The 24,081-nt window shown below is 71.0% G+C and carries 23 protein-coding genes; 7 read left to right on the top strand and 16 right to left on the bottom strand.

What is annotated here, in order from left to right:
• Window positions 1–2: 2 nt before the first annotated feature.
• Entirely contained in the window at window positions 3–269 is a 267-nt protein-coding gene (locus OG413_RS19475) for a DUF397 domain-containing protein (protein ID WP_266807189.1), read from the bottom strand.
• A complete protein-coding gene (locus OG413_RS19480) occupies window positions 229–1,077 on the bottom strand; it encodes a helix-turn-helix transcriptional regulator (protein WP_266807191.1) in 849 nt (282 codons plus the stop codon). The genes OG413_RS19475 and OG413_RS19480 overlap by 41 nt, the downstream gene beginning before the upstream one ends.
• Window positions 1,078–1,162: 85 nt before the next feature.
• Between OG413_RS19480 and OG413_RS19485 the strand changes: the two genes are divergently transcribed.
• Window positions 1,163–1,642: an ATP-binding protein gene (locus OG413_RS19485; RefSeq protein WP_266807192.1), complete on the top strand. Its 480-nt coding sequence runs from the start codon at window positions 1,163–1,165 to the stop codon at window positions 1,640–1,642.
• Here the strand turns inward: OG413_RS19485 and OG413_RS19490 are convergent.
• The 6 genes from OG413_RS19490 to OG413_RS19515 form a co-directional block, all read right to left on the bottom strand.
• On the bottom strand, window positions 1,608–2,423 hold the full coding sequence (locus tag OG413_RS19490) for a serine hydrolase (RefSeq protein ID WP_266807194.1): 816 nt from the start codon (window positions 2,421–2,423) through the stop codon (window positions 1,608–1,610). The genes OG413_RS19485 and OG413_RS19490 overlap by 35 nt on opposite strands.
• Before the next feature lie 74 nt (window positions 2,424–2,497).
• Window positions 2,498–3,691, bottom strand: coding sequence for a glycerate kinase (locus OG413_RS19495; protein ID WP_266807196.1), 1,194 nt, complete (start codon window positions 3,689–3,691; stop codon window positions 2,498–2,500).
• A complete protein-coding gene (locus OG413_RS19500; protein WP_266807198.1) occupies window positions 3,688–5,121 on the bottom strand; it encodes an SLC13 family permease in 1,434 nt (477 codons plus the stop codon). Before OG413_RS19500 ends, OG413_RS19495 begins: the two co-directional genes overlap by 4 nt.
• A gap of 162 nt (window positions 5,122–5,283) precedes the next feature.
• Entirely contained in the window at window positions 5,284–5,943 is a 660-nt protein-coding gene (locus OG413_RS19505; protein WP_266807200.1) for a response regulator transcription factor, read from the bottom strand.
• Window positions 5,940–7,385: a cell wall metabolism sensor histidine kinase WalK gene (locus tag OG413_RS19510; RefSeq protein ID WP_266807202.1), complete on the bottom strand. Its 1,446-nt coding sequence runs from the start codon at window positions 7,383–7,385 to the stop codon at window positions 5,940–5,942. Before OG413_RS19510 ends, OG413_RS19505 begins: the two co-directional genes overlap by 4 nt.
• Window positions 7,354–7,668 carry a small hydrophilic protein gene (locus OG413_RS19515; protein ID WP_266807203.1) on the bottom strand — a complete coding sequence of 105 codons (315 nt, stop codon included), beginning with the start codon at window positions 7,666–7,668 and terminating at the stop codon, window positions 7,354–7,356. The genes OG413_RS19510 and OG413_RS19515 overlap by 32 nt, the downstream gene beginning before the upstream one ends.
• Window positions 7,669–7,825: 157 nt before the next feature.
• Between OG413_RS19515 and OG413_RS19520 the strand changes: the two genes are divergently transcribed.
• Window positions 7,826–8,293, top strand: a complete 468-nt coding sequence (locus tag OG413_RS19520) for a MerR family transcriptional regulator (RefSeq protein WP_266807205.1) — start codon at window positions 7,826–7,828, stop codon at window positions 8,291–8,293.
• Complete coding sequence (locus tag OG413_RS19525; protein WP_266807207.1) at window positions 8,286–9,299, top strand: aldo/keto reductase; 1,014 nt, start codon at window positions 8,286–8,288, stop codon at window positions 9,297–9,299. Before OG413_RS19520 ends, OG413_RS19525 begins: the two co-directional genes overlap by 8 nt.
• An 80-nt stretch (window positions 9,300–9,379) precedes the next feature.
• Here the strand turns inward: OG413_RS19525 and OG413_RS19530 are convergent, their stop codons facing one another.
• From OG413_RS19530 to OG413_RS19560, 7 genes are all read right to left on the bottom strand, one after another.
• Entirely contained in the window at window positions 9,380–10,588 is a 1,209-nt protein-coding gene (locus OG413_RS19530) for an acyltransferase (RefSeq protein WP_266807209.1), read from the bottom strand.
• Window positions 10,585–11,628: an alpha/beta hydrolase gene (locus OG413_RS19535; RefSeq protein ID WP_266807211.1), complete on the bottom strand. Its 1,044-nt coding sequence runs from the start codon at window positions 11,626–11,628 to the stop codon at window positions 10,585–10,587. Before OG413_RS19535 ends, OG413_RS19530 begins: the two co-directional genes overlap by 4 nt.
• Before the next feature lie 215 nt (window positions 11,629–11,843).
• A complete protein-coding gene (locus OG413_RS19540; protein WP_266807212.1) occupies window positions 11,844–12,533 on the bottom strand; it encodes a response regulator transcription factor in 690 nt (229 codons plus the stop codon).
• Window positions 12,530–13,918, bottom strand: coding sequence for a sensor histidine kinase (locus tag OG413_RS19545; RefSeq protein WP_266807214.1), 1,389 nt, complete (start codon window positions 13,916–13,918; stop codon window positions 12,530–12,532). Before OG413_RS19545 ends, OG413_RS19540 begins: the two co-directional genes overlap by 4 nt.
• Window positions 13,919–14,101: 183 nt before the next feature.
• Window positions 14,102–15,070, bottom strand: coding sequence for a DUF4429 domain-containing protein (locus OG413_RS19550; RefSeq protein ID WP_266807216.1), 969 nt, complete (start codon window positions 15,068–15,070; stop codon window positions 14,102–14,104).
• Window positions 15,071–15,177: 107 nt separating this feature from the next.
• Window positions 15,178–16,389 (bottom strand): alpha/beta hydrolase, encoded by a 1,212-nt coding sequence (locus OG413_RS19555; RefSeq protein ID WP_266807218.1) that lies wholly within the window; start codon window positions 16,387–16,389, stop codon window positions 15,178–15,180.
• Between the two features lie 295 nt (window positions 16,390–16,684).
• Entirely contained in the window at window positions 16,685–17,377 is a 693-nt protein-coding gene (locus tag OG413_RS19560; RefSeq protein WP_266807220.1) for a TetR/AcrR family transcriptional regulator, read from the bottom strand.
• Between the two features lie 115 nt (window positions 17,378–17,492).
• Here OG413_RS19560 and OG413_RS19565 point away from each other — a divergent pair, with 115 nt between their 5' ends.
• A complete protein-coding gene (locus tag OG413_RS19565) occupies window positions 17,493–19,103 on the top strand; it encodes an MFS transporter (protein WP_266807222.1) in 1,611 nt (536 codons plus the stop codon).
• A gap of 200 nt (window positions 19,104–19,303) precedes the next feature.
• Complete coding sequence (locus tag OG413_RS19570; protein WP_266807224.1) at window positions 19,304–19,726, top strand: peptidase inhibitor family I36 protein; 423 nt, start codon at window positions 19,304–19,306, stop codon at window positions 19,724–19,726.
• A gap of 72 nt (window positions 19,727–19,798) precedes the next feature.
• Here OG413_RS19570 and aceE read toward each other — a convergent pair whose 3' ends face one another.
• Complete coding sequence (aceE, locus tag OG413_RS19575) at window positions 19,799–22,540, bottom strand: pyruvate dehydrogenase (acetyl-transferring), homodimeric type (RefSeq protein ID WP_266807226.1); 2,742 nt, start codon at window positions 22,538–22,540, stop codon at window positions 19,799–19,801.
• A 483-nt stretch (window positions 22,541–23,023) separates the two neighbouring features.
• Between aceE and OG413_RS19580 the strand changes: the two genes are divergently transcribed.
• Both OG413_RS19580 and OG413_RS19585 read left to right on the top strand, forming a co-directional pair.
• Complete coding sequence (locus OG413_RS19580) at window positions 23,024–23,461, top strand: DUF3052 domain-containing protein (RefSeq protein ID WP_266807228.1); 438 nt, start codon at window positions 23,024–23,026, stop codon at window positions 23,459–23,461.
• 148 nt (window positions 23,462–23,609) lie between these two features.
• Entirely contained in the window at window positions 23,610–24,068 is a 459-nt protein-coding gene (locus tag OG413_RS19585) for a peroxiredoxin (RefSeq protein WP_266807229.1), read from the top strand.
• Window positions 24,069–24,081: the final 13 nt, after the last annotated feature.

Below are 24,081 nucleotides of genomic sequence, written 5' to 3' on the forward strand. Positions count from 1 at the left end.
GTTCAGCGCAGCCCGTCCATGAACGCCCGCCAGGCGTCGGCGCCGAGGACGATGACGGAGCCGTCCGGATTCTTGCTGTCGCGGACGGGGACGGAGCCGCAGGAGGCGTCGGCCATCTCGACGCACTCTCCGCCGGTGCTTCCGCTGTAGGACGACTTCTGCCAGGCCGCGCCGCCGGTGACGGTGCACTCGACGCAGTCGCCGCCGGTGTTCCCGCTGTAGCTGGACTTACGCCACTGCGCGCACTTCAGATCGGGGCCGGTCTCCATAACGCTCCTCCATCACGCGGGCGATCAGCGCCACCGAATCCTCCACGGAGAGTGCGGTGGCCTGGAGATGAGCGTATCGGAGCGAGGCCTCCCTGACCGTGTCGGGACTGGCGGTCATATGGCCGGAGATGAGGTCCTCGGTATAGATGATGTCCGGGTCGTCATCGAAGCGCATGGTGGTGAACGCCCCATCCAGACTTGCATGTTCACCAGCCGCGAAGGGCAGCACCTGAATCCGCATCCAGCGGTGCGCGGAGAACTCCAACAGCCTGCGGAGTTGCCCTCGCATGACCTCGTGGCCGCCGATCGGCCGGTGCAGCACGGCCTCGTCGAGGATCGCCCACGCCATCGGCGGCTTCTCCCGATCCAGGATGCGCTGGCGCTCCATGCGGCCCGCCAGCAGACCTTCCAGATCGTCCGGCATTCCGGTGGCGAGCACCGCTCTCGCGTACTCCTCCGTCTGCAACAGCCCGTACACCAACTGTGCCTGGTACGTCGAGATGTACGCGGCCTTCGCCTCCATGTCCGCGTACGGCTGGAACCAGGTCGGCAGTTGGCTGCGCAGGACCAGGCCGATCAGCCGCGAGAACACCCCGTCCGTACCGAGTGCGGCGTCCAGGCGCTCGGAGAAGTCACGGGTGGGGACCTTCTTCGTCGTCTCGATCTGGCCGATCAGTGAACCCGTGCAGAAGATGAGCGCGCCCAACTGGCCCTGTCTCAGGCCGGCAGCCTCGCGTTGGCGGCGCAACTCCCAGCCGTAGTAGTCCAGGGGGGAGGCGCTGGGATCGAGGGACTGGATGTTGGCCACTGCGGGGGACCTCCGGCGTTCAACGCCTGGTGGCGTTCGTTTCCGTACGTAGCCGAGCGTAGCCAGTCGGTCGCACGATGGTGACATGAATCACGTAACTGCTCCCCGGCCCGACCCCGGAGAGCCCGCGTACCGCGCCGAATTCGCGATGGGTGAGCACTCGGCCCGGCATCTGCGCCGCATCCTGCGCACGTACCTCACCGGCTGGGCGCTGCTCGACGTCGCCGACGCGGCGGAACTCGCGCTCACCGAGCTGATCGCCAATGTCGTCCGGCACGTACCGGGGCGTCGTTGTCAGACCTTCGTCTTCCGGCTGCCGGACGGTGACGGTGTGCGCGTGGAGGTGGCGGACGCCGACCCGCACGTGCCCCTCGCCGTTGAAGGCGACGTGCTCGCCGAGGGCGGGCGCGGGCTGGTCCTGGTCGACGCCGTCACCGACAAGTGGGGTGTGGAGACACGGCGGGACGGCCGCGGCAAGACGGTGTGGTTCGAGTGCGTGTCCGCCGCGCCGGGGGCCGCCCGCCCCCCGGTTACGCCGCGAGCTCCCTCAGCACCGCGTCCGTGAACGGCGTCCACGCCTCGGCCGCCCACGGTCCGAAGGGCCGGTCGGTCAGCGCGACACAGGCCGCGCCCGCGACCGGGTCGATCCACAGGAACGTACCGGACTGGCCGAAGTGTCCGAAGGTGGCCGGGGACGAGGAAGTGCCCGTCCAGTGCGGGGACTTGGCGTCCCGGATCTCGAAACCGAGGCCCCAGTCGTTCGGGTTCTGGTGACCGTAGCCGGGCAGTACGCCCTTGAGGCCCGGGTGCACCACGGTCTGGGCTTCGAGGACCGTACGGGGGTCGAGGAGGCGGGGGGCCTGGACCTCGGCGGCGAACCGGACCAGGTCGTCCACGGTCGAGACACCGTCACGGGCGGGCGAGCCGTCCAGCGTGGTCGACGTCATGCCCAGCGGCTCCAGGACCGCCTGGCGCAGATACTCCGGGAACGGGATGCCGGACGCCTTGGCGATGTGGTCCCCGAGCACCTCGAACCCCGCGTTGGAGTACAGCCGACGGGTGCCGGGAGGCGCCGTCACCCGGTGCTCGTCGAAGGCGAGGCCACTGGTGTGCGCGAGGAGGTGGCGCACCGTGGACCCCTCGGGCCCGGCCGGTTCGTCCAGTTCGACCGCCCCCTCCTCGTACGCCACGAGCGCCGCGTAGGCCGCGAGCGGCTTGGTGACCGAGGCGAGGGGGAAACGGTGCGCGGTGGGGCCGTGCGTACCGAGGACGGTGCCGTCCGCCCGTACGACGGCCGCCGCCGCCGTGGGGACCGGCCAGGTGTCGATGCTCCGCAGGCTCTCCATAGCTCCCGAGCCTAACCGCCTTGGCTTTGAGCCCGACCGCCACCCGGTACCGGCCGGTACCGCGCCCGGAACCGTCAGGCCGCCAGGGGTGCGAAACGGGTGCCCAGTGCGAGCCGGGTGCCCAGGGCCATGATGCGCAGCGAGCGTTCCGCGGCGTCGGCGAGGAATTCGCTGCTCCCGTGGATCGCTTCGGGCAGCGTCATGGGGGCGGGCAGGATCGCGTTGTACGCGTCCACCCCGACCGCCCGTACCTCATGCGCGCCCGGTCCGATGGTTCCGGCCAGCACCAGCACCGGCACACCTGCGGCGTGGGCCCGGCGGGCGACCTCCGCCGGGATCTTTCCCCGTACGGTCTGGTGGTCGAGCGAGCCCTCCGCGGTGATCACGAGATCGGCCCGCGCCAGCCTGGCGTCGAGGTCGAGCCGGTCGAGCAGGACGTCGAAGCGGGGGAGAAGACGTCCCCCCAGGGCGGCCAGCCCGGCCCCCAGACCTCCCGAGGCGCCGGTACCGGGGGCCGTACGCAGGTCCCCGGCGGGGGCGAGGTCCCGGGTGAGGACCGCCGCCCAGCGCTCCAGGGCGGCGGACAGCACATCCACCTCCGCGGGGCTCGCGCCCTTCTGCGGCCCGAACACGCGGGCCACCCCCTGGGGGCCGCACAGCACATTGAACGGGTTGCAGGCCACGAGGAGTTCGGTGGTGGCGAGCCGGGGGTCGAGCCCGGACGGGTCGACGCGGTGCAGCGAACGGAGCGCCCCGCCGCCGCGCGGAAGTTCGCGGCCCCGGCGGTCGGTCAGCCGGGCGCCGAGCGCCTGGAGGGCCCCGGCGCCCCCGTCCGACGTACCGGAGTCGCCGCAGCCGACGAGTATCCGCCGGGCGCCCCGGTCCAGTGCGGCCAGGATCAGTTCGCCCACGCCGTGGGTCGTGGTGGTGCCCGGGTCGCGCCGGTCGGGCGGTACCAGCGCGAGACCGGCCACGGCCGCCATCTCCACGACGGCGGTCAGGGGGCCGGGCGCGTCCCGCCCCAGCAGGGCGAAGTGCGAGTCGACCGGCTCACCGACCGGGCCGGTCGCGGCGTACGGGATCAGCCGGCCGCCCGTGGCGAGGGCCAGCGCCTCGGCGGTGCCCTCGCCGCCGTCCACCAGCGGGATGAGATCGAGGCCGGCGCCGGGGAACACCCGTCGCACGCCCACGGCGATGGACTCGGCCACCCGTGCGGCGGAGAGGGACTCCTTGAACCCGCTGGGGGCGATGGCGATGCGGTGGCTCATGGCTGGGTCTCCAAGTGGACGGGCACGCCGAGCAGGGGCCAGACGGCGAGGGCGAAGAAGAGCACGAGGGCTGCGGTGAGCGGCGCGAGCACGGCGGAGAGCCGCAGGAGATCGCGCGGGGTGTACGTCGGTGTGCCGGGCAGGTCGGCGAAGAGGGCGACCGGCTTCGCCGACGCGGGCAGGGTGTGACAGAAACCGGCGGCGGCGGTCGAGGCGAGCGCGGCGGCGACCGGGTTGACCCCGGCGCCGATGGCCGCGGCGACGACCAGCGGCACCAGCACGGAGGACCGGGCGGAGCGGGACTGGAGCACCAGATGGGCCGCCGTACTGATCACGACCACGCCGGTGAGGAACAACCAGGGCGGCGTCGAGGCCGCCCCCGGTATCCAGCCGACCAGCCAGCCCGCCGCTCCCGAGTCGGAGAGGGCCACCCCCATGGCCATGGTGGTGGCCATGAACAGGAGCATCGGCCACGGCACCGCGCTCAGACCGTCCTTGAACCGGACGGTTCCCAGCGCCGGTGAGGTGGCGACGACGGCGCCGATGAGGGCGACCACGGCCGGCGACACCCCGTGCAACGGCTCGCTGCACCACAGCAGCACCACCGTCGCGAGCAGCAGGAGGCACCGGGACTCCGACGGGGAGAGCGGCCCCTGGACAGGGGTGCCGGAGTGTTCCTGGATGTGTGCCGCGGTGATCCTGACCGGACCCGTGCGGTCGGCCCGCCGCGTCGTCGACATGAGCACCAGCTCCGCCGCGAGATGGGAGGAGACCACGGCGAGCGGCAGTCCGAGGAGCAGCCAGGTCACGAAACTCAGCTGCTCCCCGGTCTGTTCCCGGAGCACCCCGACGGTGATCAGGTGCGCGCCCGCGCCGATCAGGGTGGCGACGGCGGAGAGCAGGATGACCGTCGGGAACAGGAGGGCCAGCATCACCACCAGCCGGGCGCGGTCGGCGAGCGCCGCGGCCAGTGCCAGGAAGACCGGAAGGGCGAGGGCGGCGCGCCCCGAGGTCGCCGGGACGGCGAAGGCGGTCACGACGAGCCCGGCCGTGGTCAGATGCACCAACTGCCGTACGGTGACGGCCCCGCCGACCAGGAAGACGGCGGCCCGCCCGGCGAGCCCGGTCCTGGCCACGGCGGCGGCCAGCACGAAGGCGCAGATCAGCAGCCACACCGTCTCGTGGCCGAGCGTGGCGAACAGCGTCTCGCTGCTGATCACCCCGGTCACGGTCAGGGCCAGTCCGGCGCCGAGCGCGATGTAGGTGTCGTCCACCGGCGTCGCGATCCAGGCACAGGTGGCGAGCACGAAGACGGCGAGCGTGAGCTTCCCGTCGGTGCCGAGGCCGGGGAGGGCGCCGGGGAGGGCGAGGAGTGCGCAGAGCCCGAGGACGGCGCAGAGGCAGGCGGTCTGCCGGAGTGAGAGAGGCACGCCACCCATCCTTGGGACGGGCGGTGAGCGCTCCATGAGCGCTCGGTGAAAGCCTCTTCATCCGGCGCGGAGTCCGGGTCGGGGCCGGGGCTTCGGGTACGGGTCCGGGCCTGGTTTTCGGGGGCCGGGCCGGGGTCCGGGTCCGGCCTTACCGCCCGGTCCTCAGGGCATGCGGTAGCCCATGCCCCGGATCGTCTCCAGCCGCTCCGCACCCAGCTTCCGGCGCAGGGCACGGACATAGACGTCCACGATGTTGGAGCCGGGGTCGAAGTCGTAGCCCCACACATGGGAGAGGATCTGCTCGCGCGAGAGGACCCGGCCGGGGTGGCGCAGGAAGAATTCGAGCAGGACGAACTCACGGGCTGTCAGATCGACGGTGCGGTTGTCCGCGCGGGCGCGGCGTGTCCGCAGGTCCAGGCTGAGGCTGCCGCTGCGCAGCATGGTGACCTCGGGGGTGCGGGCCGCGGTGCGCTGCCGGAGCCGTATCCTCGCCAGCAGCTCCTCGAAGCGGAACGGCTTCGTCATCCAGTCGTCGGCGCCGCCTTCGAGTCCGGCCACCGTGTCCCGTACGGAGTCCCGCGCCGTGAGCACGATGACGGGCAGCGTGACGCGCGCCTCGCGCAGCTCCCGCAGGACGGTGAAGCCGTCCCGCCCCGGCAGGCCGATGTCGAGCAGCATCAGGTCGAAGCCGCCGACCATCGCCTGGTGCAGCGCGGAGTCGCCGTCCTCGGCGACGACGGTGGTGAAGCCGTTGGCGCGGAGTCCCTTCTGCACGAAGGAAGCGATGCGCTCCTCGTCCTCGGCGATCAGAATGCGGTTCATGAGTCCGTCTCCAGCGTGAGTACGAAGGTGGCACCGCCACCGTCGGTGGGGCGTAGTTCGACCCGGCCGTGATGGCCCTCCGCGATGGCCTTCACTATCGCGAGTCCGAGCCCGGCACCGCTGGTACGGGCACCGCGCCGGGAGGTGCCGCGCCGGAACCTCTCGAAGATCACCGCGGCGTCCTGCGGCGGAATCCCGGGTCCGCTGTCGGCGACGTACAGCTCGATCCGCTCGCCGAGGGCCCGCGATCCGATCCGGATGCGCTGGCCCGGCACGGTGTGCTGGACGGCGTTCTGCGCGAGCTGGACCATCGCCTGGGTGATCCGCTGCTCGTCCAGCCGCACCTCCTGGTCCGCGACGCCGTCGAGCTGCCAGTCACGGTCGCCGAGCGTCCGCGCCTTCACGAAGACGTCGGCGGTCAGCTCCGCGAGCTGGACCGGTTCCGGGCGCACGAAGTCGGGTCTCTCGGCCCCGGCGAGCAGGAGCAGATCCTCGACTATGCGGCTCATCCGGTCGAGTTCGTCCGTGACCAGCCGCACGGTCTCCTCCCGGTCGGCCGGATCGTCGCCCATCAGCTCCAGATGGCCCCGCACGATGGTGATGGGGGTGCGCAGTTCGTGTCCGGCGTCGTCGACGAAGACCCGCTGCGCGGCGAACGCCCGCTCCAGCCGGTCCAGCATCGCGTTGAACGTCTCGGCGAGTGCCGCGATGTCGTCCCGGCCCGCCACGGGTATCCGCCGGGTGAGGTCCTGCTCCGTCAACTCCGCCGCCGTCATCCGTACGACACGGACGGGCGCGAGGATACGGCCGGCGACGGCCCAGCCGATACCGGTCGTCATCAGCAGCGCCACTCCCGACAGGCCCAGCAGGGTCCAGAAGGTCTGGTCGGCGACAGCGCGTTCACGGTCGGCGTGGAAGGCCACGACGAAGGCGCCGGGCGGTCCGTCACGGACGGGCCGGATGGCGACCTTGGCCCAGCGCAGCTCCCCCTGGGAACGGTGCAGGGTGCCGAAGGCGCGATCGGAGGCGAAGATCCGGGTGAGTGCCGCACCGTCCGTCCACAGGGCGATGTCCGCGGGGATGTCGCGGCGCTGCCGGATGACGTCCGGTTCGCCGGTGCCGGGCCGGGTCAGCCCCAGCAGTTCCTCGTCGGGGTCCGCGTACTGCCGTTGCAGATAGACACGGAGCAGCCGGTCCGGGTCCCCGAAGCGGCTGCCGGTCTCCGGGTCCACGCCCTGGGAGACGAAGTTCGCGAACTCCCCGGTCTCCTGCGTGAGCAGCTGGCTGATGCGTTCATCCACGTCACGCTGGAGGATCGCCCGTACCGTGACGGCCACGCCACCCAGCGCGACCGCCATCACCACCAGCAGCCACAGCAGGATCCGTACGCGGGCGGAGACCCTGGGAACGTCAACCGTCATCACCGAGGTCGTCGTCGTCATCGTCACCGTCGGCGGCCGAGGGGCCCGGTACGACGGCATCCCCCGGCTTCCCGCCCGGGGAGCGGGTGTCCGACGGACCGGGGCCGGGGGTGCTGGGCAGGGTGCCCGGGGTGCTGTCCGGCGCGCTCCCGGGCGTGCCGCTGGGTGTGGTGTCGTCCAACTGCACGATCGGGGGCACCTTGGGTGCCTCGGGGGTGTCCGTCATGGCGTAGCTGGTGGCCGCGATGCCGAGCGGTACGGCGACAACGGCCGCCAGGGCCGCCAGACGAGGGGAGAAAGCCATGCGTCCATCCTGCCTACCGGGCACATCGCGGACATGAAGTCAGGATGAAGATTCCTTCATGTCCGGCGTCGGAACTCCGGCCCCCGGACGACGGCGCGCGGCTTCTTCGCGGATTCCGCTTGCTTGGAGTGCACTCCAAGGTTCTAGCGTGGAGGTCATGACGGTGATGGAGAGCACTTCCGTACGGACGGACGCCTGCACGGCTGCTCCACGGGCGCATCCGCGCCCCGAGGGGCAGGACCGCTACACCATCAGCGAGGTCGTCGCGTTCACCGGACTCACCGCGCACACCCTGCGCTGGTACGAGCGGATCGGTCTGATGTCGGACGTCGACCGTTCGCACACGGGGCAGCGCCGGTTCAGCAACCGTGATCTGGACTGGCTGGCCTTCGTCGGCAAGCTGCGGCTGACGGGGATGCCGGTCGCCGACATGGTCCGGTACGCGGAGCTGCTGCGCGAGGGCGAGCACACCTTCGAGGAGCGGCAGGAACTGCTGGAGTCGACCCGCCGCGATGTGAAGACGCGGATCGCGGAACTCCAGGACACGCTCGCCGTCCTCGATCACAAGATCGACTTCTATGCGGGCGCCCGTCGGGCGCCGGAAAGGCATGGGCCTGATGACTGACAACAAGATCGCCACCACGGAGCTGGGCAAGGGCGGGCCGCAGGTCGGTGTGCAGGGACTCGGCTGCATGGGCATCAGCGAGTTCTACGGGGACACCGACGAGACCGCCGCCCGGGACACCCTGGAAGCGGCGCTGGAGGCGGGCGTCACCCTCTTCGACACCGCCGACGCGTACGGGCGCGGGGCCAACGAGGAATTCCTCGCACCGTTCGTCGGCGCGCACCGCGACGAGATCACCCTGGCCACCAAGTTCGCCATCGAGCGGAGCGACGACGCGGACTTCCGCGGGGTGCGCAACGACCCCGCGTACATCCGGCAGGCCGTCGAGGGCAGCCTCCGCAGGCTGAACACCGACGTCATCGACCTCTACTACATGCACCGCCGCGACCCGCTCGTGCCACTGGCCGAATCGGTCGGGGCGATGGCCGAGCTGGTCCGCCAGGGCAAGGTCAAGCAGCTGGGCCTGAGCGAGGTGACCGGCGCGGAGCTGCGTGAGGCGCACGCCGTGCACCCGATCGCCGCCCTCCAGTCCGAGTGGTCGATCTTCAGCAGGGACGTGGAGAACAGCGCGGTCGGAGCGGCGGTCGAGCTCGGGGTGACCGTCGTGCCCTACTCGCCGCTCGGCCGCGGCTTCCTGACCGGGGCGTTCACCGACGCGGGCAAGGACCTCTCCGCGAGCGACTTCCGTAAGGATCAGCCGCGCTTCACCGGCGAGAACGCCCGGACGAACGCCGCGCTGCTGGAGCCCGTGCGCAGGATCGCCGCGGCGCGCGGGGCGACGGCCGCGCAGGTGGCCCTGGCCTGGGTGCAGCGGCGCGCCGGGGTGTACGGCCTGAGCGTGGTCCCGATCCCGGGGACCCGTAAGCGCAGCCGCCTGCTGGAGAACGTCGAGGCGACCCGGCTCACCCTGACGCCCGAGGAGCTGGCCGAGCTGGAGCCGATCGCGGGGCAGGTGGCGGGGGACCGCTACCCGGACATGAGCAGCACGTCGGCGGCACGCGAGTAGCACGTCGGCAGCACGCGAGCAGTCGTCAGCGGCTCGCGGGCCAGCACGTCGGCGGCTCGTTTTCCCACCCCGACCCGCCCTCACGCCAGTCCCAGCGCGAACACCGCGAACCCCGCCGCGAGCAGCCCCGCCAGCGCGCGGCGGGCGTTCGCGGCGCGGGTGCCCGCCTTCCACGGCTCCTCGAAGCGGCGCGCGTACCGGGCGATCAGCACCAGCAGCCCGGCGAACAGCGGCATCCAGGCCAGCCGGGCCAGAATCCAGCCGAGCGAGTCGGGACCGGTCGTCAGCCCCGGTACGGCACCGGCGAACGACGCCGGGACGGCCGCGGCGAGCATCGCCGTCTGGTGCCAGCACAGGATTGTCATCGCCGACAGATTGATCACGACGACCGGCGCCCACACCAGCGGCTTGCGCAGCAGCCGGCCGATCCGGTCGCGCAGCAGGACCGCCGCACCGCTCTGCGCGGCGGCCAGCGCCAGGACCAGCAGCGACGGCGGATGCGAGTTGGTGCGCGCCTCACCCGGTACGCCGACCATCGACGCCGGGTAGTGGAAGACGAGCAGCAGCGCGGCGAACAGCACGCTGCCGCCGACGAGCAGGACGCGCGCGCCCCGCTTCCCTATCCGGCCCTCGCCCCACGAGACACCGAGCTGATACGCGAAGAGCCAGCCCGGCAGGATGTTCAGCACGCTCAGCCAGGGCGGGACGGCCTCCGCGAACGGCCCGTAACGCAGGAAGTCCACGACGGCGACCGACACCAGCAGCGGCACGGCGGCCCAGCCGCCCAGCTTCCTCGCGATCCTTATGCACAGCGGGGTGAGGGCCGTGACCACGGTGTACACCCCGACGAACCAGAGCGGCTGGATCACCAGCGTCGACCCCGTACGCAGCGTGTCGCCGGGCACGCCCAGCGCGTACAGCACCGGGATCAGCACTGCCCAGACGGCGGTCACCCCCAGCACCGGCCTGCCCAGCCGGGCCAGCCTGCCGCGCAGCCAGGCACCGGTCGTGGACTTCCGGCGGCGGTAGGAGAGCACCGAGGCGTACCCGCCGACCAGGAAGAAGATGCCGAGCATCTGGAGCACCCAGCTGATCGGGGCGAAGAACCCGAAGGCGGAGAGCGGGCTCGCGTTGTGCAGGGCGCCGCCGCCGTCGAGCGTGAAGCCGCCGAGCAGCCAGTGGCCGGTCGGGACGGCGAGCAGGGCCAGGGCCCGCAGCCCGTCGACGGCCCGGTCGCGATGGGCGGGGGTACGGGCGTCGATCCGCGCCGCGAGCTGCTTGACGCTCATCGTCCGGCCCCTTCCGCGATGGCGGCGAAGGCGCGGAGCGAGTCCGTCCCGGGCACGAAGTAGCCGGTGTGTCCCTCGGCCTCCCGCGCGGGGACGCGGCGGGCCCCGAAGTGCGGATCGGCCGGGTCGTTGCCGTGCCCCAGACCGGCGAACCGCACGTTCGGCACCTCGTCGATCCAGTCGGTGGCGTCCTTCGCCGCCCAGACCCGGGCCCGGGTGTGCAGATCGCCGACGCTGTCGGCGCGCATGCCGGGGGAGCCGAGTACCACCAGGTCGGTGGCGCGCAGGCGGGGCGCGGCGAGGCCGCAGACGACGGAGCCGTAGCTGTGGCAGAACACCGCGGGCTCGGGCAGGGCGTCGGCCGTCAGCCCCTCCGTGAACCGGGCCAGCCGGTCCGCCCCGGCCTCGGCCAGATCACCGGTCGCGGCGTCGAGACCGACGCCCACGGGGGTGGTGTAACCGGCCCAGGCGATGACCGCGCCGCCCGGACCGCTCTGCGCGTACAGCGACTTCGCCATGCCGGCCGGAGTGCCGTACACATCGTCTCTCCGGTCGAAGGTCCCGGCGTCGATGTCCGAACCGGGGACCACGACGGACACCCGGCGCGCGGACCTCAGGTCCCCGAACACCTCGGCGACCTGACCCCGGCCGCGCGGGTCGAACGCGAGGATCCGCCGCCCCGGCGCGGCGAGGCTCCGGTACCGGGGTTCGTGACCGGCCTTCAGGGAAAGGGCGTTGGCGCGGTAGCGCAGCTCGACCGGAGCGCCGTCGAGATTGCCGACGACCAGTGGGTGGCGCACCACCAGCGTCTGCTGCTGCTCGGCGCTCAACCCCCGGAAGAAATCGGCCACTTCGGCCGGAGTGGCCCGCCCCGGATCGGGCAGCGTCCGCCCCAGCGCATGGTCCGCCCGCCAGGAGGCGCTGCCCGGCGGTGGCCCGGTCAGCGCGGGCTGCGCGTCCCCCGACACCCACCCCGCGGTCCCGGCCACCACAGTGGTCGCCAGTGCGACCGCGACCAGGGTCCTCGCGTATCGACGCATCTCGCCCTCCCTCTCCGGCTGTCGTACGCCGATCGGCGCGACGGAGAGGAAGGTAGGAAGAGGACGGGTGGAAGAGCGTCACACCGGGGAGCCAACTGCGAGGTGATACCGGGGTAGGGGGTGTACGGGGTGTTAGGGGGTGCAGGAGGTGCATGACCTGGGCCGCTACGCCCCCGCGTGCCCCGGCACATTCCAGCGGATGTGCGACCTGGCCGCTACGCCCCCGTGTCCCCCGGCGCCACCAGCCCCGACTCGTACGCGAAGATCACCGCCTGCGCCCGGTCCCGCAGATCCAGCTTGGCCAGCACCCGGCCGATGTGCGTCTTCACCGTCTGCTCGGCCAGCACCAGCCGCCCCGCGATCTCCTGGTTGGACAGCCCCCGCGCGATCAGCTCCAGCACCTCGCTCTCGCGCGGCGTGAGCCCGTTCAGCCGCAGCGCGGGCCCGCTCCTGGCTGCCCCGGACGGCCGCTGAGCCGCGAAGTCGGCGATCAGGCGCCGGGTCACGGACGGCGCCAGCAACGCGTCCCCCGCCGCCACCACCCGTACCGCCGAGATCAGGTCCGCCGGCGGGGCGTCCTTCAGCAGGAACCCGGACGCCCCGGCGCGCAGCGCCTCGTACACGTAGTCGTCCACGTCGAAGGTGGTGAGCATCAGCACCTTCGGCCGGTGCACCACGCCCACCGGCGGGTTCAACAGCTCACGGGCCGCCGCCAGTCCGTCCATCTCGGGCATCCGGACATCCATCAGCACCACATCGGGATGCTGGTTCCGGCTGACCTCGACGCCCCGGCGCCCGTCCGGCGCCTCGCCCACCACGTCGATGTCGCTCTGCGCCGACAGCAGCGCCGCGAACCCTGCCCGCACCATGGCCTGGTCGTCGACGATGATCACGCGGATGGTCAAGAGTCCTCCGAAGTCGGGTGGGCGGACGAAGCCGGTCGGGCGGCCGGAGCCGGTCGGGCCGATGGGGCCGAGGGGGCCGAGGGAGCTTTGGCCGGTGGCAGCGGCATCCGGGCGGCCACCCGGAAACCTCCGTCGGGCAGCGGGCCCGTGTCCAGGGATCCGCCGGTCAACCGTACGCGCTCGCGCATCCCGACCAGCCCGTGCCCGGTCCCCGTCGTCTCCAGCGGTGAACGGGACAGATTCGCCGGGCTGTTGACGACCAGCACCGTCAGATGGCCCGCGCCCGCTGTGATGGACACCTGGGTCCGCGCCCCCGGCGCGTGCCGGATCACATTGGCCAGCGCCTCCTGCACGATGCGGTACGCCGACAGATCCACCGCCGACGGCACATCGCCGAGATCCGCCGCCAGCGACAGTTCGGCCGGTACCCCCGCCCGTACCGTCGCCTCCACCAGCTGCTGCACACGGTCGATGCCGGGCTGCGGCGCCCGGTCGCCCTCCGTGCCGTCGCTGCGCAGCACCGACAGCAGCCGCCGCATCTCGCCCAGCGACTCCCGCGCACTGGCCGCGATTGCGGTGAACTCCTCGCGCGCCTCGTCCGACAGACCGCTGATCCGGTACGGGGCGGAGTCGGCCTGCACCGTGATCACCGACATGTGGTGCGCGACCACGTCGTGCAGCTCGCGCGCGATCCGGGTCCGTTCCTCCAGCAGCGTGCGCTGCGCCCGCTCGGCCTCGCTGATGGTCTCCTGCTCGGCGAGCCGGCGCTGCGCCACGCCCCGTTCCCGTACCGCGGCCCCGATCACCAGCACCACCGCGCCGAGGATGAACAGCAACAGCGCGCTGCCGTTGCTGCGCTCGGGCGCGACCAGATGCAGCACCAGACCGGCGGTGCCCGTCAGCAGCCAGACGCAGATCACGGTCCGCCGGGTCTCGCGCAGACCGATCGCCAGCAGCAGGAACAGGTAGGCGACGATCACCGGCGGGGTCCACGGCCAGATGTCGTACTTCTCGACCGGCTCCGACAGGAGGACGAGCGCGCCGAGGATGTCGGCGGGAAAGATGATCCACCAGGCCTGCAGGGGCCGGTGCGCCAGCATCAGCAGCGGGGCGGCCTGGGCGACGGCCAGGGCCCCGGCCACGCCTCCCGCCAGACCGTACTGCGTGGTCAGGACGTTGATGGTGACCGGGACGAAGGTGGAGACGAGCGCGATCACCACCGCGTACGGAAGCAGCCGCTGCCACCGTTTCGGGGCACCGGCCAGGAGTGGCGTGGGCGGATGGGACACGTGGGACAGCCCGTGGGCGAGCTCGCGCAGATTGCGGCGGGCGGCGCTCAGCAGACCATCGGCGGGCGGCGGCGGCCCGGCGGGGGAAGTGGACATGGCCTGATCAGCCTAGGCAGGACGGCTGCCCCACGGCGTCATACCGGGGTGTCGAACTGCCCGCCGCGACTCATACCCGAGTACGGGGTGGGGGTGCGAGGGAGCCGGTACGGGGACGGGGGTGCCGGTGCGGGGCGGGGGCGGGGTGCCGGTGGGACCTCGCCCCCCGTAGCCCCCGTACCCCTACAGCTCCGCCAGTAGTTGCGCCTTCTTCGCGCTGTACTCGTGGTCCGTCACCAGACCGGCCTGATGCAGCTCCCCGAGGTGCCGTATCCGCTCGGCGATGTCCGCCGGATCGCGCCGCCCGGCGCCCACCAGGACCGGGGTGGGCCCGACCGGCGCGGGCTGGGTCCTGCGCACGGATTCCAGTACGGCGGCGGCGAAGGGCAGCGACTCGTGCACCGGCCCGTAGCCGAGGCCGAAGAGCACCGCCGCCGGGTCCTGGTCCGCCCGCGCCGGGTGTCCGGCGTCGGGGCGGGCCGCTCCGGGCGCCGAGGCCGCCGGGGCGACGGGTCCGGCCGGTCCGTGCGGGTCGCCGGGACGGCCGCAGGCGCCGCCGGTCACCGCCACCGCCGTACGGGGCACGAGGCGCAGATAGCCTTCGAGTGCCTCGGGCGAACGCCATTCGACCCCGCACAGTTCGGCCACCGGGAACGTCTGGTCGCCCGCCTTCCACTTGGCGCTGGAGGCACCGGTCCACGACCACCGGAAGGAGATCCGCTCCCCGTCGAAGCTGGCCCTGCCGTCGTACGCCTTGAAGTGCATCGGCGCCTCGGGGGCGGTGACCAGGAACCGGTCGGCGGGTATGCCGTCATCGGGTCCGAGCAGGGTGCGCAGCTCGTCCGCGTAGTACTCGGCGAGCACCTCGCGCTCCGCCGGAAGCACCAGGCGGTACGGGTCGCACCCGTCCTTCAGCTGCCCCGCGGCAGCCTCAAGAAGTGGATCGGCACCCGGTCTCGGCACCGCGCGAAGAACTACCGTGCCCCGCTTGCCGGGGGTAAGCGTCACCGACGCCAACGCCGCATACGGGATGCGGCGTTCACGCAGGCTCTGGAAGAGCTTCGGCGTGCGGATACCCCGTTCGAAGCGGATGAGCACGGAGTCGGTGTCGAACTCCCAGGTGGCATGAATTCCGGCCAGCACATCACCCATGTGCCTCATCGTATGTGGCACAGGCCCGTACGTCCCCCCTCGGCGTAAGTCGCAATTCATCGGACAGCCACCGCATTCAATGGGACAGCCACCGCGCTCTACGCGCGTCAGGTGTCCCGCTCGCCGGAAATACCGCTGTGGCAGGCCCTGTCGGCTCCCGCACAGCTGACCGAACCGTATGCGCCCACGCCGATCGCGGCGAAGTTGCTGAGGCTTTCGGTGCCCGGCTCGAAATAGCCGCTGTGGCCGATCGCGTCGCCCGCCGACACGATCCGCGCCCCGAAGTCCGGGTCGACCGGGTCGGCCCCGTGACCGATCCCGCCGACCGCCAGGTACGGCACGTCCTGGATCCAGTCGTCGCGGTCCCGCATCGCCCACACCCTGGCGTCGGTGTTCAGCTGCTCGGCGCTGTCGGCCCGCATGCCGGGGCTGCCCGCGACCGCGATGTCGGACACCCTGGCGGGCACTTTGTGGGCGGCGACCCCGCACAGCACGGAGCCGTAGCTGTGGCAGAAGAGCGAGACGGCCGAGGTGCCCGGCAGCGCGCTCACCATGGCGTTGAGCCGGACCGCCCCGTCCGCCGCGAGCCGGCCGAGGGCGGCGTCCATGCCGATGCCCGCGGGCGCGGTGTAGTCGGCCCAGGCGATGACGGCGGTACGGGTGCCGGGGCGGGCGGCGCGCTCGGCCCCGTACAACGACCGCGCCATGCCGACCGGTGCCGAGTTCGTACGTGCGGCGGACCGCTCCAGCGTCAGCAGATTGGTGTCGACGCCCGGCACCACGACGGAGACCCGGGAGGCCCGGTCGAGATCGCCGAAGACCTCGGCGGCACGACCCTTTCCGGACGGATCGAAGGACAGGATCTGCCGGTCCTTCGCGAGCATCGACCGGAAGCGTTCCAGTCGGTGCACCGCCTCGCCCCGACCGTCCGGGGAGAGCGTGGTGTCGTGGGTCCGGGCGGCCTCCACGGACTGCGCCTGCTTCAGGGACAGCCGGTTGGCGCGGTAGCGCAGGGTGACCGGGGCGCCGTTCAGGTTTCCCACGACCAGGGGGTACTTGTCCGCGAGCGCGACCTGTTGTCCGGTGGTCAGCGTGGCGAAGAAGTGGGCCAGCCGGTAGGACGGCGCGGTGACGTCCGGCAGCGCGTGACCCGCTATGCGGTCCCGCGCCCACGAGGCGAGGGCGATCTCGCGCGGCTCGTCGGAGCGTTGCTGGCGTACGGCGGTCCAGCCCGTGGTCGCCAGCATCACGAACACGACCGCGATGGCGAGCAGCGCGCGCCATGCGGTCAACGTGGGGGAGGAGTCGAAGGAAGTCACTGCCCCACACATTAGGAGACGGGTGACGACGGCCGTTACGAGGGTGACGGACATCACTGGGCCGCGAGGAATCGGTGCCGGATTCCTGACGCTCCGTAGGCAACCCGGGTACGCTCCGGCGCGCTCCGGGGCCCGTCGACCCGCGCTGGTGTCCGATTCGCGCACCGGCGTGTGAGTGGGTGTGAGGTCCGCCACGGCGGAGGCTGAGAGCTGCGGCACAGACGGCCCGACCGGGCGTGCGCGGGTGGGCGCGCCCGCAGGCAGATGGACCTGCGGCTCGGGACGGGATGGCGCCTCAGGACGGGACGGCGTCCGGCGGGCCGATGGGTGCTTCCCGGCGCCAGTCGTCCGCGAGGGCGGGGCCGAGCTGGTCCAGGTGCACCTCGGTCAGCGAGCGCAGGGAGTTCAGGCTCGGGTCCTGGTCCTGGCCCTGGCCCCACAGCTGTCCGGCCACCCGCATCACCCCGCAGAACGCCGCCACGGCGACCCGCGGCCGCGGGTCGGTCGCCAGGTCGAGCCCTTCCCGGTCCGCGATCAGGCGGGCGACCTGCTCCTCCAGGGCGATGCCCCGCCGCATATGGGCGGCGAGCAGGGTCGGGGTCGACTCGATCAACTGGTAGATCCGCACATGGAGGTCGACCGTGACGACTTCCTCCATGCACTCGCCGATACTGTTCCAGGCGCACAGCACGGCCCGGCGCATTGCCTCGAAAGGGGCCTCCGTGGCCGGGCGTTGACGCAGTTCCGACAGGAAGCGGGACTCCACCATCTCCTGGACGGCGAAGGCGGTGTCCTCCTTGCTCGCGAAGTGGCGGAAGAAGGTGCGCTGGGAGACCTCCACCGCGTCGACGATCTCGTCGACGGTGGTCCGCTCGTACCCCTGGGTGATGAAAAGATCGAGGGCGGCGTGCAACAGGGCGTCGCGGGTGCGCTGCTTCTTGCGTTCACGCAGCCCTGTCAGGTGCTCGCCGCGCTGCCCGTCGGTCACTTACCGGTCCTCTTTTCGCCGCTTTGTCCAGCTCAGCTTACCTGTGAGCTACGTGACAGTTACTGTCTTGTGAAATGGTTTGTCAACTGTCAGTGACTGTCACTAGTCTCCCCGTATGACTAGTCAGACCACCGTCGAGAAGGCTTCGCGGGAGCCGGAAGACACGCTCGTTCCCGCACCGGCCAAGGGGCTGCGCGGCCATCCCTGGCTGACGCTCTTCGCCGTGGCCATCGGCGTGATGATGGTCGCGCTCGACGGCACGATCGTCGCGATCGCCAACCCCGCCATCCAGAAGGACCTCGGCGCCTCGCTCGCCGACGTCCAGTGGATCACCAACGGATACATGCTCGCCCTCGCGGTCTCCCTGATCACCGCGGGCAAACTCGGTGACCGGTTCGGCCACCGCCAGACCTTCCTCATAGGTGTCGTGGGCTTCGCCGCGGCATCCGGGGCCATCGGCCTCTCCGACAGCGTGGCCCTGGTGATCGTGTTCCGGGTGCTCCAGGGTCTCTTCGGAGCCCTGCTGATGCCGGCCGCGCTCGGCCTGCTGCGCGCCACCTTCCCGGCCGAGAAGCTGAACATGGCGATCGGCATCTGGGGCATGGTGATCGGCGCCTCGACCGCGGGCGGCCCGATCATCGGCGGCGTGCTCGTGGAGCACGTCAGCTGGCAGTCCGTCTTCTTCATCAACGTGCCGGTCGGTGTGATCGCCGTCGTCCTCGGCATCGTGATCCTCAGGGACCACCGCGCCGAGAACGCCCCGCGCTCGTTCGACATCGGTGGCATCGTCCTGCTGTCCCAGGCGATGTTCTGTCTGATCTGGGCCCTGATCAAGGGCGCGGAGTGGGGCTGGGGCGACTACAAGACGCTCGGCTTCCTCGGCGCCGCCGTGGTCCTGTTCTTCGTCTTCGCGCTCTCCCAGAAGAATGTGCGCGAACCGCTGATACCGCTGGCGATGTTCAAGTCCCTCCCGCTGTCCGCGGGCGTGGTCCTCATGGTGCTGATGGCCTTCTCCTTCATGGGCGGGCTGTTCTTCGTCACCTTCTACCTCCAGAACGTGCACGGCATGAGCCCGGTCGACAGCGGGCTGCACCTGCTGCCGCTGACCGCGATGATGATCGTCGCGTCGCCCGTCGCCGGTGCCCTGATCACCAAGTTCGGCCCGCGGGTCCCGCTCGTCGGCGGCATGGTGTGCACCGCGATCGCCTGCTTCGGGATGTCCCAGCTGACCGTCGGTACCGGCACGCTGACCATGTCGATCTGGTTCGCCCTGCTCGGCCTCGGCCTCGCGCCGGTCATGGTCGGCGCCACCGAGGTCATCGTGGGCAACGCCCCGATGGAGCTCTCCGGTGTCGCGGGCGGTCTCCAGCAGGCCGGCATGCAGGTCGGCGGCAGCCTCGGTACGGCGGTGCTGGGCGCCGTCATGGCCTCCCAGGTCGACTCCAAGCTCGCCGACAACTGGGCGGCGGCGGAACTTCCGCCGGTCTCCGGCGAGAAGCTGGATCAGGCGTCCTCGGCCGTCGAGGTCGGCATGCCGCCGATCGCGCCGGGCACCCCGCCGGAGGTCGCGGCGAAGATCGCGGGCGTCGCCCATGACACGTTCGTGTCGGGCATGAGCACCGCGTTCATGGTCTCGGGCATCGTCGCGGTGATCGCGGCGCTGGTCGCCACGCTCACCAAGCGCGGTGCGAACGCCGAGGCGGGCGCCGGAGTCGGCCACATCTGACCCCGCACCCACCCCCGACGGCGCGCGAGCGTCCCCGACGGCGCGCGAGCGTCAACACAGTGCGAACGACAGCCCCGCCGGACCCTCCGGCGGGGCTGTCGCCTATCAGGGTGATCCGGCCCCGGCCCCCTTCCCCGGGCCTTGCTCCGCAGGTCAGGGTGCGATCAGAAGATCCGCACGACAACGGGGGTTGATCCACCATGCGTACGACGCGTACGACCGTTTTCGCCGCCGCGGCCCTGGCCGTCACCGCACTCGTCCCACAGGCCGCCGCCCTGATCCCGGCCGGGACCGGAGCGGCACCCGGGACCGGCTCCGCACCGAAGGCCGCCGGAGTCCGGCTCGGCACCTGCGGGGCGGGTCAGCTCTGCCTCTGGAAGAAGCCCGACTTCACCGGCGCCCGGCAGACCCATGAACTGTCCTCCGTCGACATCGAGAGCTGCGTCCCGCTGCCCCCGGGCAGCGACGCCCAGGCGCTCGCCAACCGCACCGGGCGCCCCGTCACGACCTACCAGTCGGCGGAGTGCGCGGAGACGGCCGAGTTCGAGACGTACCCCGGCGGCGGCACCTGGGTGCCCCGCTCCCCGTACCAGGTCAGGGCCTTCAAGATCTGGGAGAACTGACGCGAGGGGCGGCCGGACACGCAAGAAGGGCGGCGGGGCCACCGGCCCCGCCGCCCTTCCTCGCGCTTGCGCTTACGCGTCGCCGCCCGCCGCACCCGGATCGGCCGAGGCCACATCCAGGAGCTCGTAGCGGTCGATCGCCGTCTTCAGCGCCGAACGGTCGACCTTCCCGTCCTTCGCCAGCTCGGTGAGCACCGCGAGAACGATCGACTGCGCGTCGATGTGGAAGAACCTGCGCGCCGCCCCACGGGTGTCGGCGAAGCCGAAACCGTCCGCACCCAGCGACTGGTACGCGCCGGGCACCCAGCGCGCGATCTGGTCCGGCACCGAACGCATCCAGTCCGACACCGCCACGAACGGCCCCTCGGAGCCGGAGAGCTTCCGCGTCACGTACGGGACGCGCTGCTCCTCCTCCGGGTGCAGCAGGTTGTACCGCTCCACGTCCACGGCCTCGCGGCGCAGCTCGTTCCAGGAGGTCGCCGACCAGACGTCCGCCCTGACGTTCCACTCGTCGGCGAGGATCCGCTGCGCCTCGACCGCCCACGGGACCGCCACACCGGACGCCATGATCTGGGCCGGGATCTGGCCCTTCTCGCCGCTCCGGTAGCGGTACACGCCCTTGAGGATGCCTTCGGCATCCACGTTCTCGGGCTCGGCCGGGTGCTGGATCGGCTCGTTGTACACGGTCAGGTAGTAGAAGACGTCCTCGTTCTCCTCGGGCGTCCCGCCGTACATCCGCCGCAGACCGTCCTTGACGATGTGCGCGATCTCGTACCCGAAGGCCGGGTCGTACGCGACACAGCCCGGGTTCGTAGAGGCGAGCAGCTGCGAGTGGCCGTCCGCGTGCTGGAGACCCTCACCGGTCAGCGTCGTACGACCGGCGGTGGCGCCCAGCACGAAGCCGCGCGCGAGCTGGTCGGCCATCTGCCAGAACTGGTCACCGGTGCGCTGGAAACCGAACATCGAGTAGAAGACGTACACCGGGATCAGCGGCTCGCCGTGCGTGGCGTACGCCGAACCCGCGGCGATCAGCGACGCCGTACAGCCCGCCTCGGAGATGCCGTCGTGCAGCATCTGCCCGGTCGGCGACTCCTTGTACGCGAGCAGCAGATCGCGGTCCACCGCCTCGTACTGCTGACCGAGCGGGTTATAGATCTTCGCGCTCGGGAAGAACGCGTCCATGCCGAAGGTACGGTACTCGTCGGGCGCGATCAGCACGAAACGCTTGCCGATCTCCTTGTCCCGCATGAGGTCCTTCAGGATGCGGACGAACGCCATGGTCGTGGCGATCGACTGCTGACCCGAACCCTTCTTCGCGTTCGCGTACGTCTTGTCCTCGGGCAGGACCAGCGGCTTCGCCCGCACGACACGCGTCGGGACATAACCGCCCAGACTCTTGCGGCGGTCGTGCATGTACTGGATCTCTTCCGAGTCGCGGCCCGGGTGGTAGTACGGCGGGTAGCCCTCGTCCAGCTGCTTGTCCGTGATCGGGATGTGCAGCCGGTCACGGAAGCGCTTGAGGTCCTCGACCGTGAGCTTCTTCATCTGGTGGGTCGCGTTGCGGCCCTCGAAGTTCGGCCCCAGCGTCCAGCCCTTGACCGTCTGCGCGAGGATCACGGTCGGCTGGCCCTTGTGGGCCTTGGCCGCCGCGTACGCCGCGAAGACCTTCCGGTGGTCGTGGCCGCCGCGCCCGAGGTGCAGGATCTGCTGGTCCGACATGTCCTTGACCATGTCGCGCAGCCGCGGGTCGTCACCGAAGAAGTGATCACGGATGTACGCGCCGGTCTCGGTGGCGTACGTCTGGAACTGTCCGTCCGGCGTGGTGTTCAGCTTGTTGACCAGGATGCCCGTGCGGTCCTGCGCGAGCAGCGGGTCCCAGGAGCGGTCCCAGACGAGCTTGATGACGTTCCAGCCGGCCCCGCGGAACTGCGACTCCAGCTCCTGGATGATCTTGCCGTTGCCGCGTACCGGCCCGTCGAGCCGCTGGAGGTTGCAGTTCACGACGAAGGTCAGGTTGTCCAGGCCCTCACGGGCGGCGATGGAGAGCTGGCCGAGCGACTCGGGCTCGTCCATCTCGCCGTCACCCAGATAGGCCCAGACGTGCGAGTCGGAGGTGTCGGCGATGCCGCGCGCCTCCATGTAGCGGTTCATCCGCGCCTGGTAGATCGCACCGAGCGGGCCCAGGCCCATGGAGACGGTCGGGAACTCCCAGAAGTCCGGCATCAGCCGCGGGTGCGGGTAGCTGGACAGGCCGTTCGGCGCCTTCGACTTCTCCTGGCGGAAGGCGTCGAGCTGCGTCTCGCTCAGCCGGTCGAGCAGGAACGCGCGGGCGTAGATACCGGGGGACGCGTGCCCCTGGAAGAAGATCTGGTCGCCGCCGTCGCCCCCGTCCTTGCCGCGGAAGAAGTGGTTGAAGCCCACGTCGTACAGCGAGGCGGAGGAGGCGAAGGTGGCGATGTGACCGCCGACCCCGATCCCGGGACGCTGGGCGCGCGACACCATCACGGCCGCGTTCCAGCGGGTCGCGTTCAGGACCTTGCGCTCGATCTCCTCGTCGCCCGGGAAGAACGGCTCGTCCTTCGTGGCGATCGTGTTCACGTAGTCCGTGCTGCGCATCTCCGGCACGGCGACGCGCTTCTCGCGCGCGCGCTCGATGAGCCGGAGCATCAGATAGCGGGCCCGCTCACGGCCTCGCTCGTCGACGGCGGCGTCGAGGGAGTCGAGCCATTCCTGGGTTTCCTCGGGATCGAAGTCCGGGACCTGGCTCGGAAGGCCGCCAATGATGATCGGGTTGCGATCGGATCCGGAAGCCACGCTGTTCCTTCGCTGTTCGGTGCTGCTCTACGGGGCCTGGTTACGGGGAACGTACCCCCGGGACGCCTGCTGCGCGCCGCCTCCATCGTGTACCGCGAGGGCGTAAACGTCACCTCTACCGCGGGGTAACCGCCAGGTGGTGAAATCTCACGTCCGGTGCACGCGCGGGGGCGGTACGCGTACGGGTCGGGCCAAACCGCAACCATACGCCCAAGCCGTCCAAGCGTTCCCAAAGGCTGTTCGACTCCTATTGGCGGATCGAAACGGCATAAGCTGAGGAAGGACGTATACGGACTGGGCGGCATCGAAGGCCCTGCGGGAGACCCGCCGGACGTGGCGGCGACGTGGCAGGGAACGTCACCGTTTAGGCGGTCTCGCACGCTGGGTACTTGCGCGATTCGCCGAGCCCGTGTGGACTACGGCCAATGCCCCGCGCACGCGCGTGGCTGAAGCATTTTCCGAAACATGATCAGGAGGCATCCCGTGAGCGCGACCGCGGACCACGCGGAGGAACGGACCAACCCGGCAGCACGCCTGGGGTTCGAACCCGGACAGGTGGTCCAGGAGATCGGCTACGACGAAGACGTCGAGCTGGAGCTCCGTGAGGGCATTGAGGCCACTACCGGCCAGGATCTCGTCGACGAGGACTACGAGGACGTCGCCGACGTCGTCCTGCTCTGGTTCCGTGACGAGGACGGCGACCTTACGGACGCGCTGGTGGATGCCATTGGTCTGCTCGAGGACGGCGGTACGGTCTGGCTGATGACGCCGAAGACCGGCCGTGACGGATACGTCGAACCGAGTGACATCAATGAGGCTGCCCAGACAGCCGGTCTCGCCCAGACCAAGAGCATCAGCGCGGGCAAGGACTGGACGGGTAGCCGTCTGGTCACCCCCAAGGGGGCCAAGGCCAAGCGCTGAACCCTCTCTCTCACCACCCGGGGCCCCCGACGGCAGTACGCCGCCGGGGGCCTTCGTACGTGCCGGCGCACCGCCCATGCGTAGGGTGGTGACCACCCGGACGGACCAGTCCGGGTGAAGCGGTGAAGTAGCGAAGGGACGCGTTTCCATGGCGATCGAGGTCGGCACCCAGGCTCCGGAATTCGAGCTCAAGGACAACCACGGCCGCACCGTGAGGCTCTCGGACTTCCGGGGCGAGAAGAACGTGGTGCTGCTGTTCTACCCGTTCGCCTTCACCGGCGTCTGCACGGGCGAGCTGTGCGCGCTCCGTGACGAGCTGCCGCGGTTCGAGAACGACGACACCCAGCTGCTCGCCGTCTCCAACGACTCCATCCACACCCTGCGGGTCTTCGCCGAGCAGGAGGGCCTGGAGTACCCGCTGGTCTCCGACTTCTGGCCGCACGGCGCGACCTCGCGGGCGTACGGCGTCTTCGACGAGGACAAGGGCTGCGCGGTGCGCGGCACCTTCATCATCGACAAGGAGGGCGTCGTCCGCTGGACCGTCGTCAACGGTCTGCCCGACGCGCGCGACCTGAAGGACTACATCGCGGCGCTCGCGGCGATCTGATCCCCGGATTCGC

This window comes from Streptomyces sp. NBC_01433 (genome assembly GCF_026340105.1).
Lineage (GTDB): Bacteria > Actinomycetota > Actinomycetes > Streptomycetales > Streptomycetaceae > Streptomyces.

Bases quoted from the DNA above. Each gene is read 5' to 3' on its own strand.
- OG413_RS19475 (WP_266807189.1), bottom strand. From the start codon at position 269: ATGGAGACCGGCCCCGATCTGAAGTGCGCGCAGTGGCGTAAGTCCAGC.
- OG413_RS19485 (WP_266807192.1), top strand. From the start codon at position 1,163: ATGAATCACGTAACTGCTCCCCGGCCCGACCCCGGAGAGCCCGCGTAC.
- OG413_RS19490 (WP_266807194.1), bottom strand. From the start codon at position 2,423: ATGGAGAGCCTGCGGAGCATCGACACCTGGCCGGTCCCCACGGCGGCG.
- OG413_RS19495 (WP_266807196.1), bottom strand. From the start codon at position 3,691: ATGAGCCACCGCATCGCCATCGCCCCCAGCGGGTTCAAGGAGTCCCTC.
- OG413_RS19505 (WP_266807200.1), bottom strand. From the start codon at position 5,943: ATGAACCGCATTCTGATCGCCGAGGACGAGGAGCGCATCGCTTCCTTC.
- OG413_RS19510 (WP_266807202.1), bottom strand. From the start codon at position 7,385: ATGACGACGACGACCTCGGTGATGACGGTTGACGTTCCCAGGGTCTCC.
- OG413_RS19515 (WP_266807203.1), bottom strand. From the start codon at position 7,668: ATGGCTTTCTCCCCTCGTCTGGCGGCCCTGGCGGCCGTTGTCGCCGTA.
- OG413_RS19520 (WP_266807205.1), top strand. From the start codon at position 7,826: ATGACGGTGATGGAGAGCACTTCCGTACGGACGGACGCCTGCACGGCT.
- OG413_RS19525 (WP_266807207.1), top strand. From the start codon at position 8,286: ATGACTGACAACAAGATCGCCACCACGGAGCTGGGCAAGGGCGGGCCG.
- OG413_RS19530 (WP_266807209.1), bottom strand. From the start codon at position 10,588: ATGAGCGTCAAGCAGCTCGCGGCGCGGATCGACGCCCGTACCCCCGCC.
- OG413_RS19535 (WP_266807211.1), bottom strand. From the start codon at position 11,628: ATGCGTCGATACGCGAGGACCCTGGTCGCGGTCGCACTGGCGACCACT.
- OG413_RS19545 (WP_266807214.1), bottom strand. From the start codon at position 13,918: ATGTCCACTTCCCCCGCCGGGCCGCCGCCGCCCGCCGATGGTCTGCTG.
- OG413_RS19550 (WP_266807216.1), bottom strand. From the start codon at position 15,070: ATGGGTGATGTGCTGGCCGGAATTCATGCCACCTGGGAGTTCGACACC.
- OG413_RS19565 (WP_266807222.1), top strand. From the start codon at position 17,493: ATGACTAGTCAGACCACCGTCGAGAAGGCTTCGCGGGAGCCGGAAGAC.
- OG413_RS19570 (WP_266807224.1), top strand. From the start codon at position 19,304: ATGCGTACGACGCGTACGACCGTTTTCGCCGCCGCGGCCCTGGCCGTC.
- OG413_RS19585 (WP_266807229.1), top strand. From the start codon at position 23,610: ATGGCGATCGAGGTCGGCACCCAGGCTCCGGAATTCGAGCTCAAGGAC.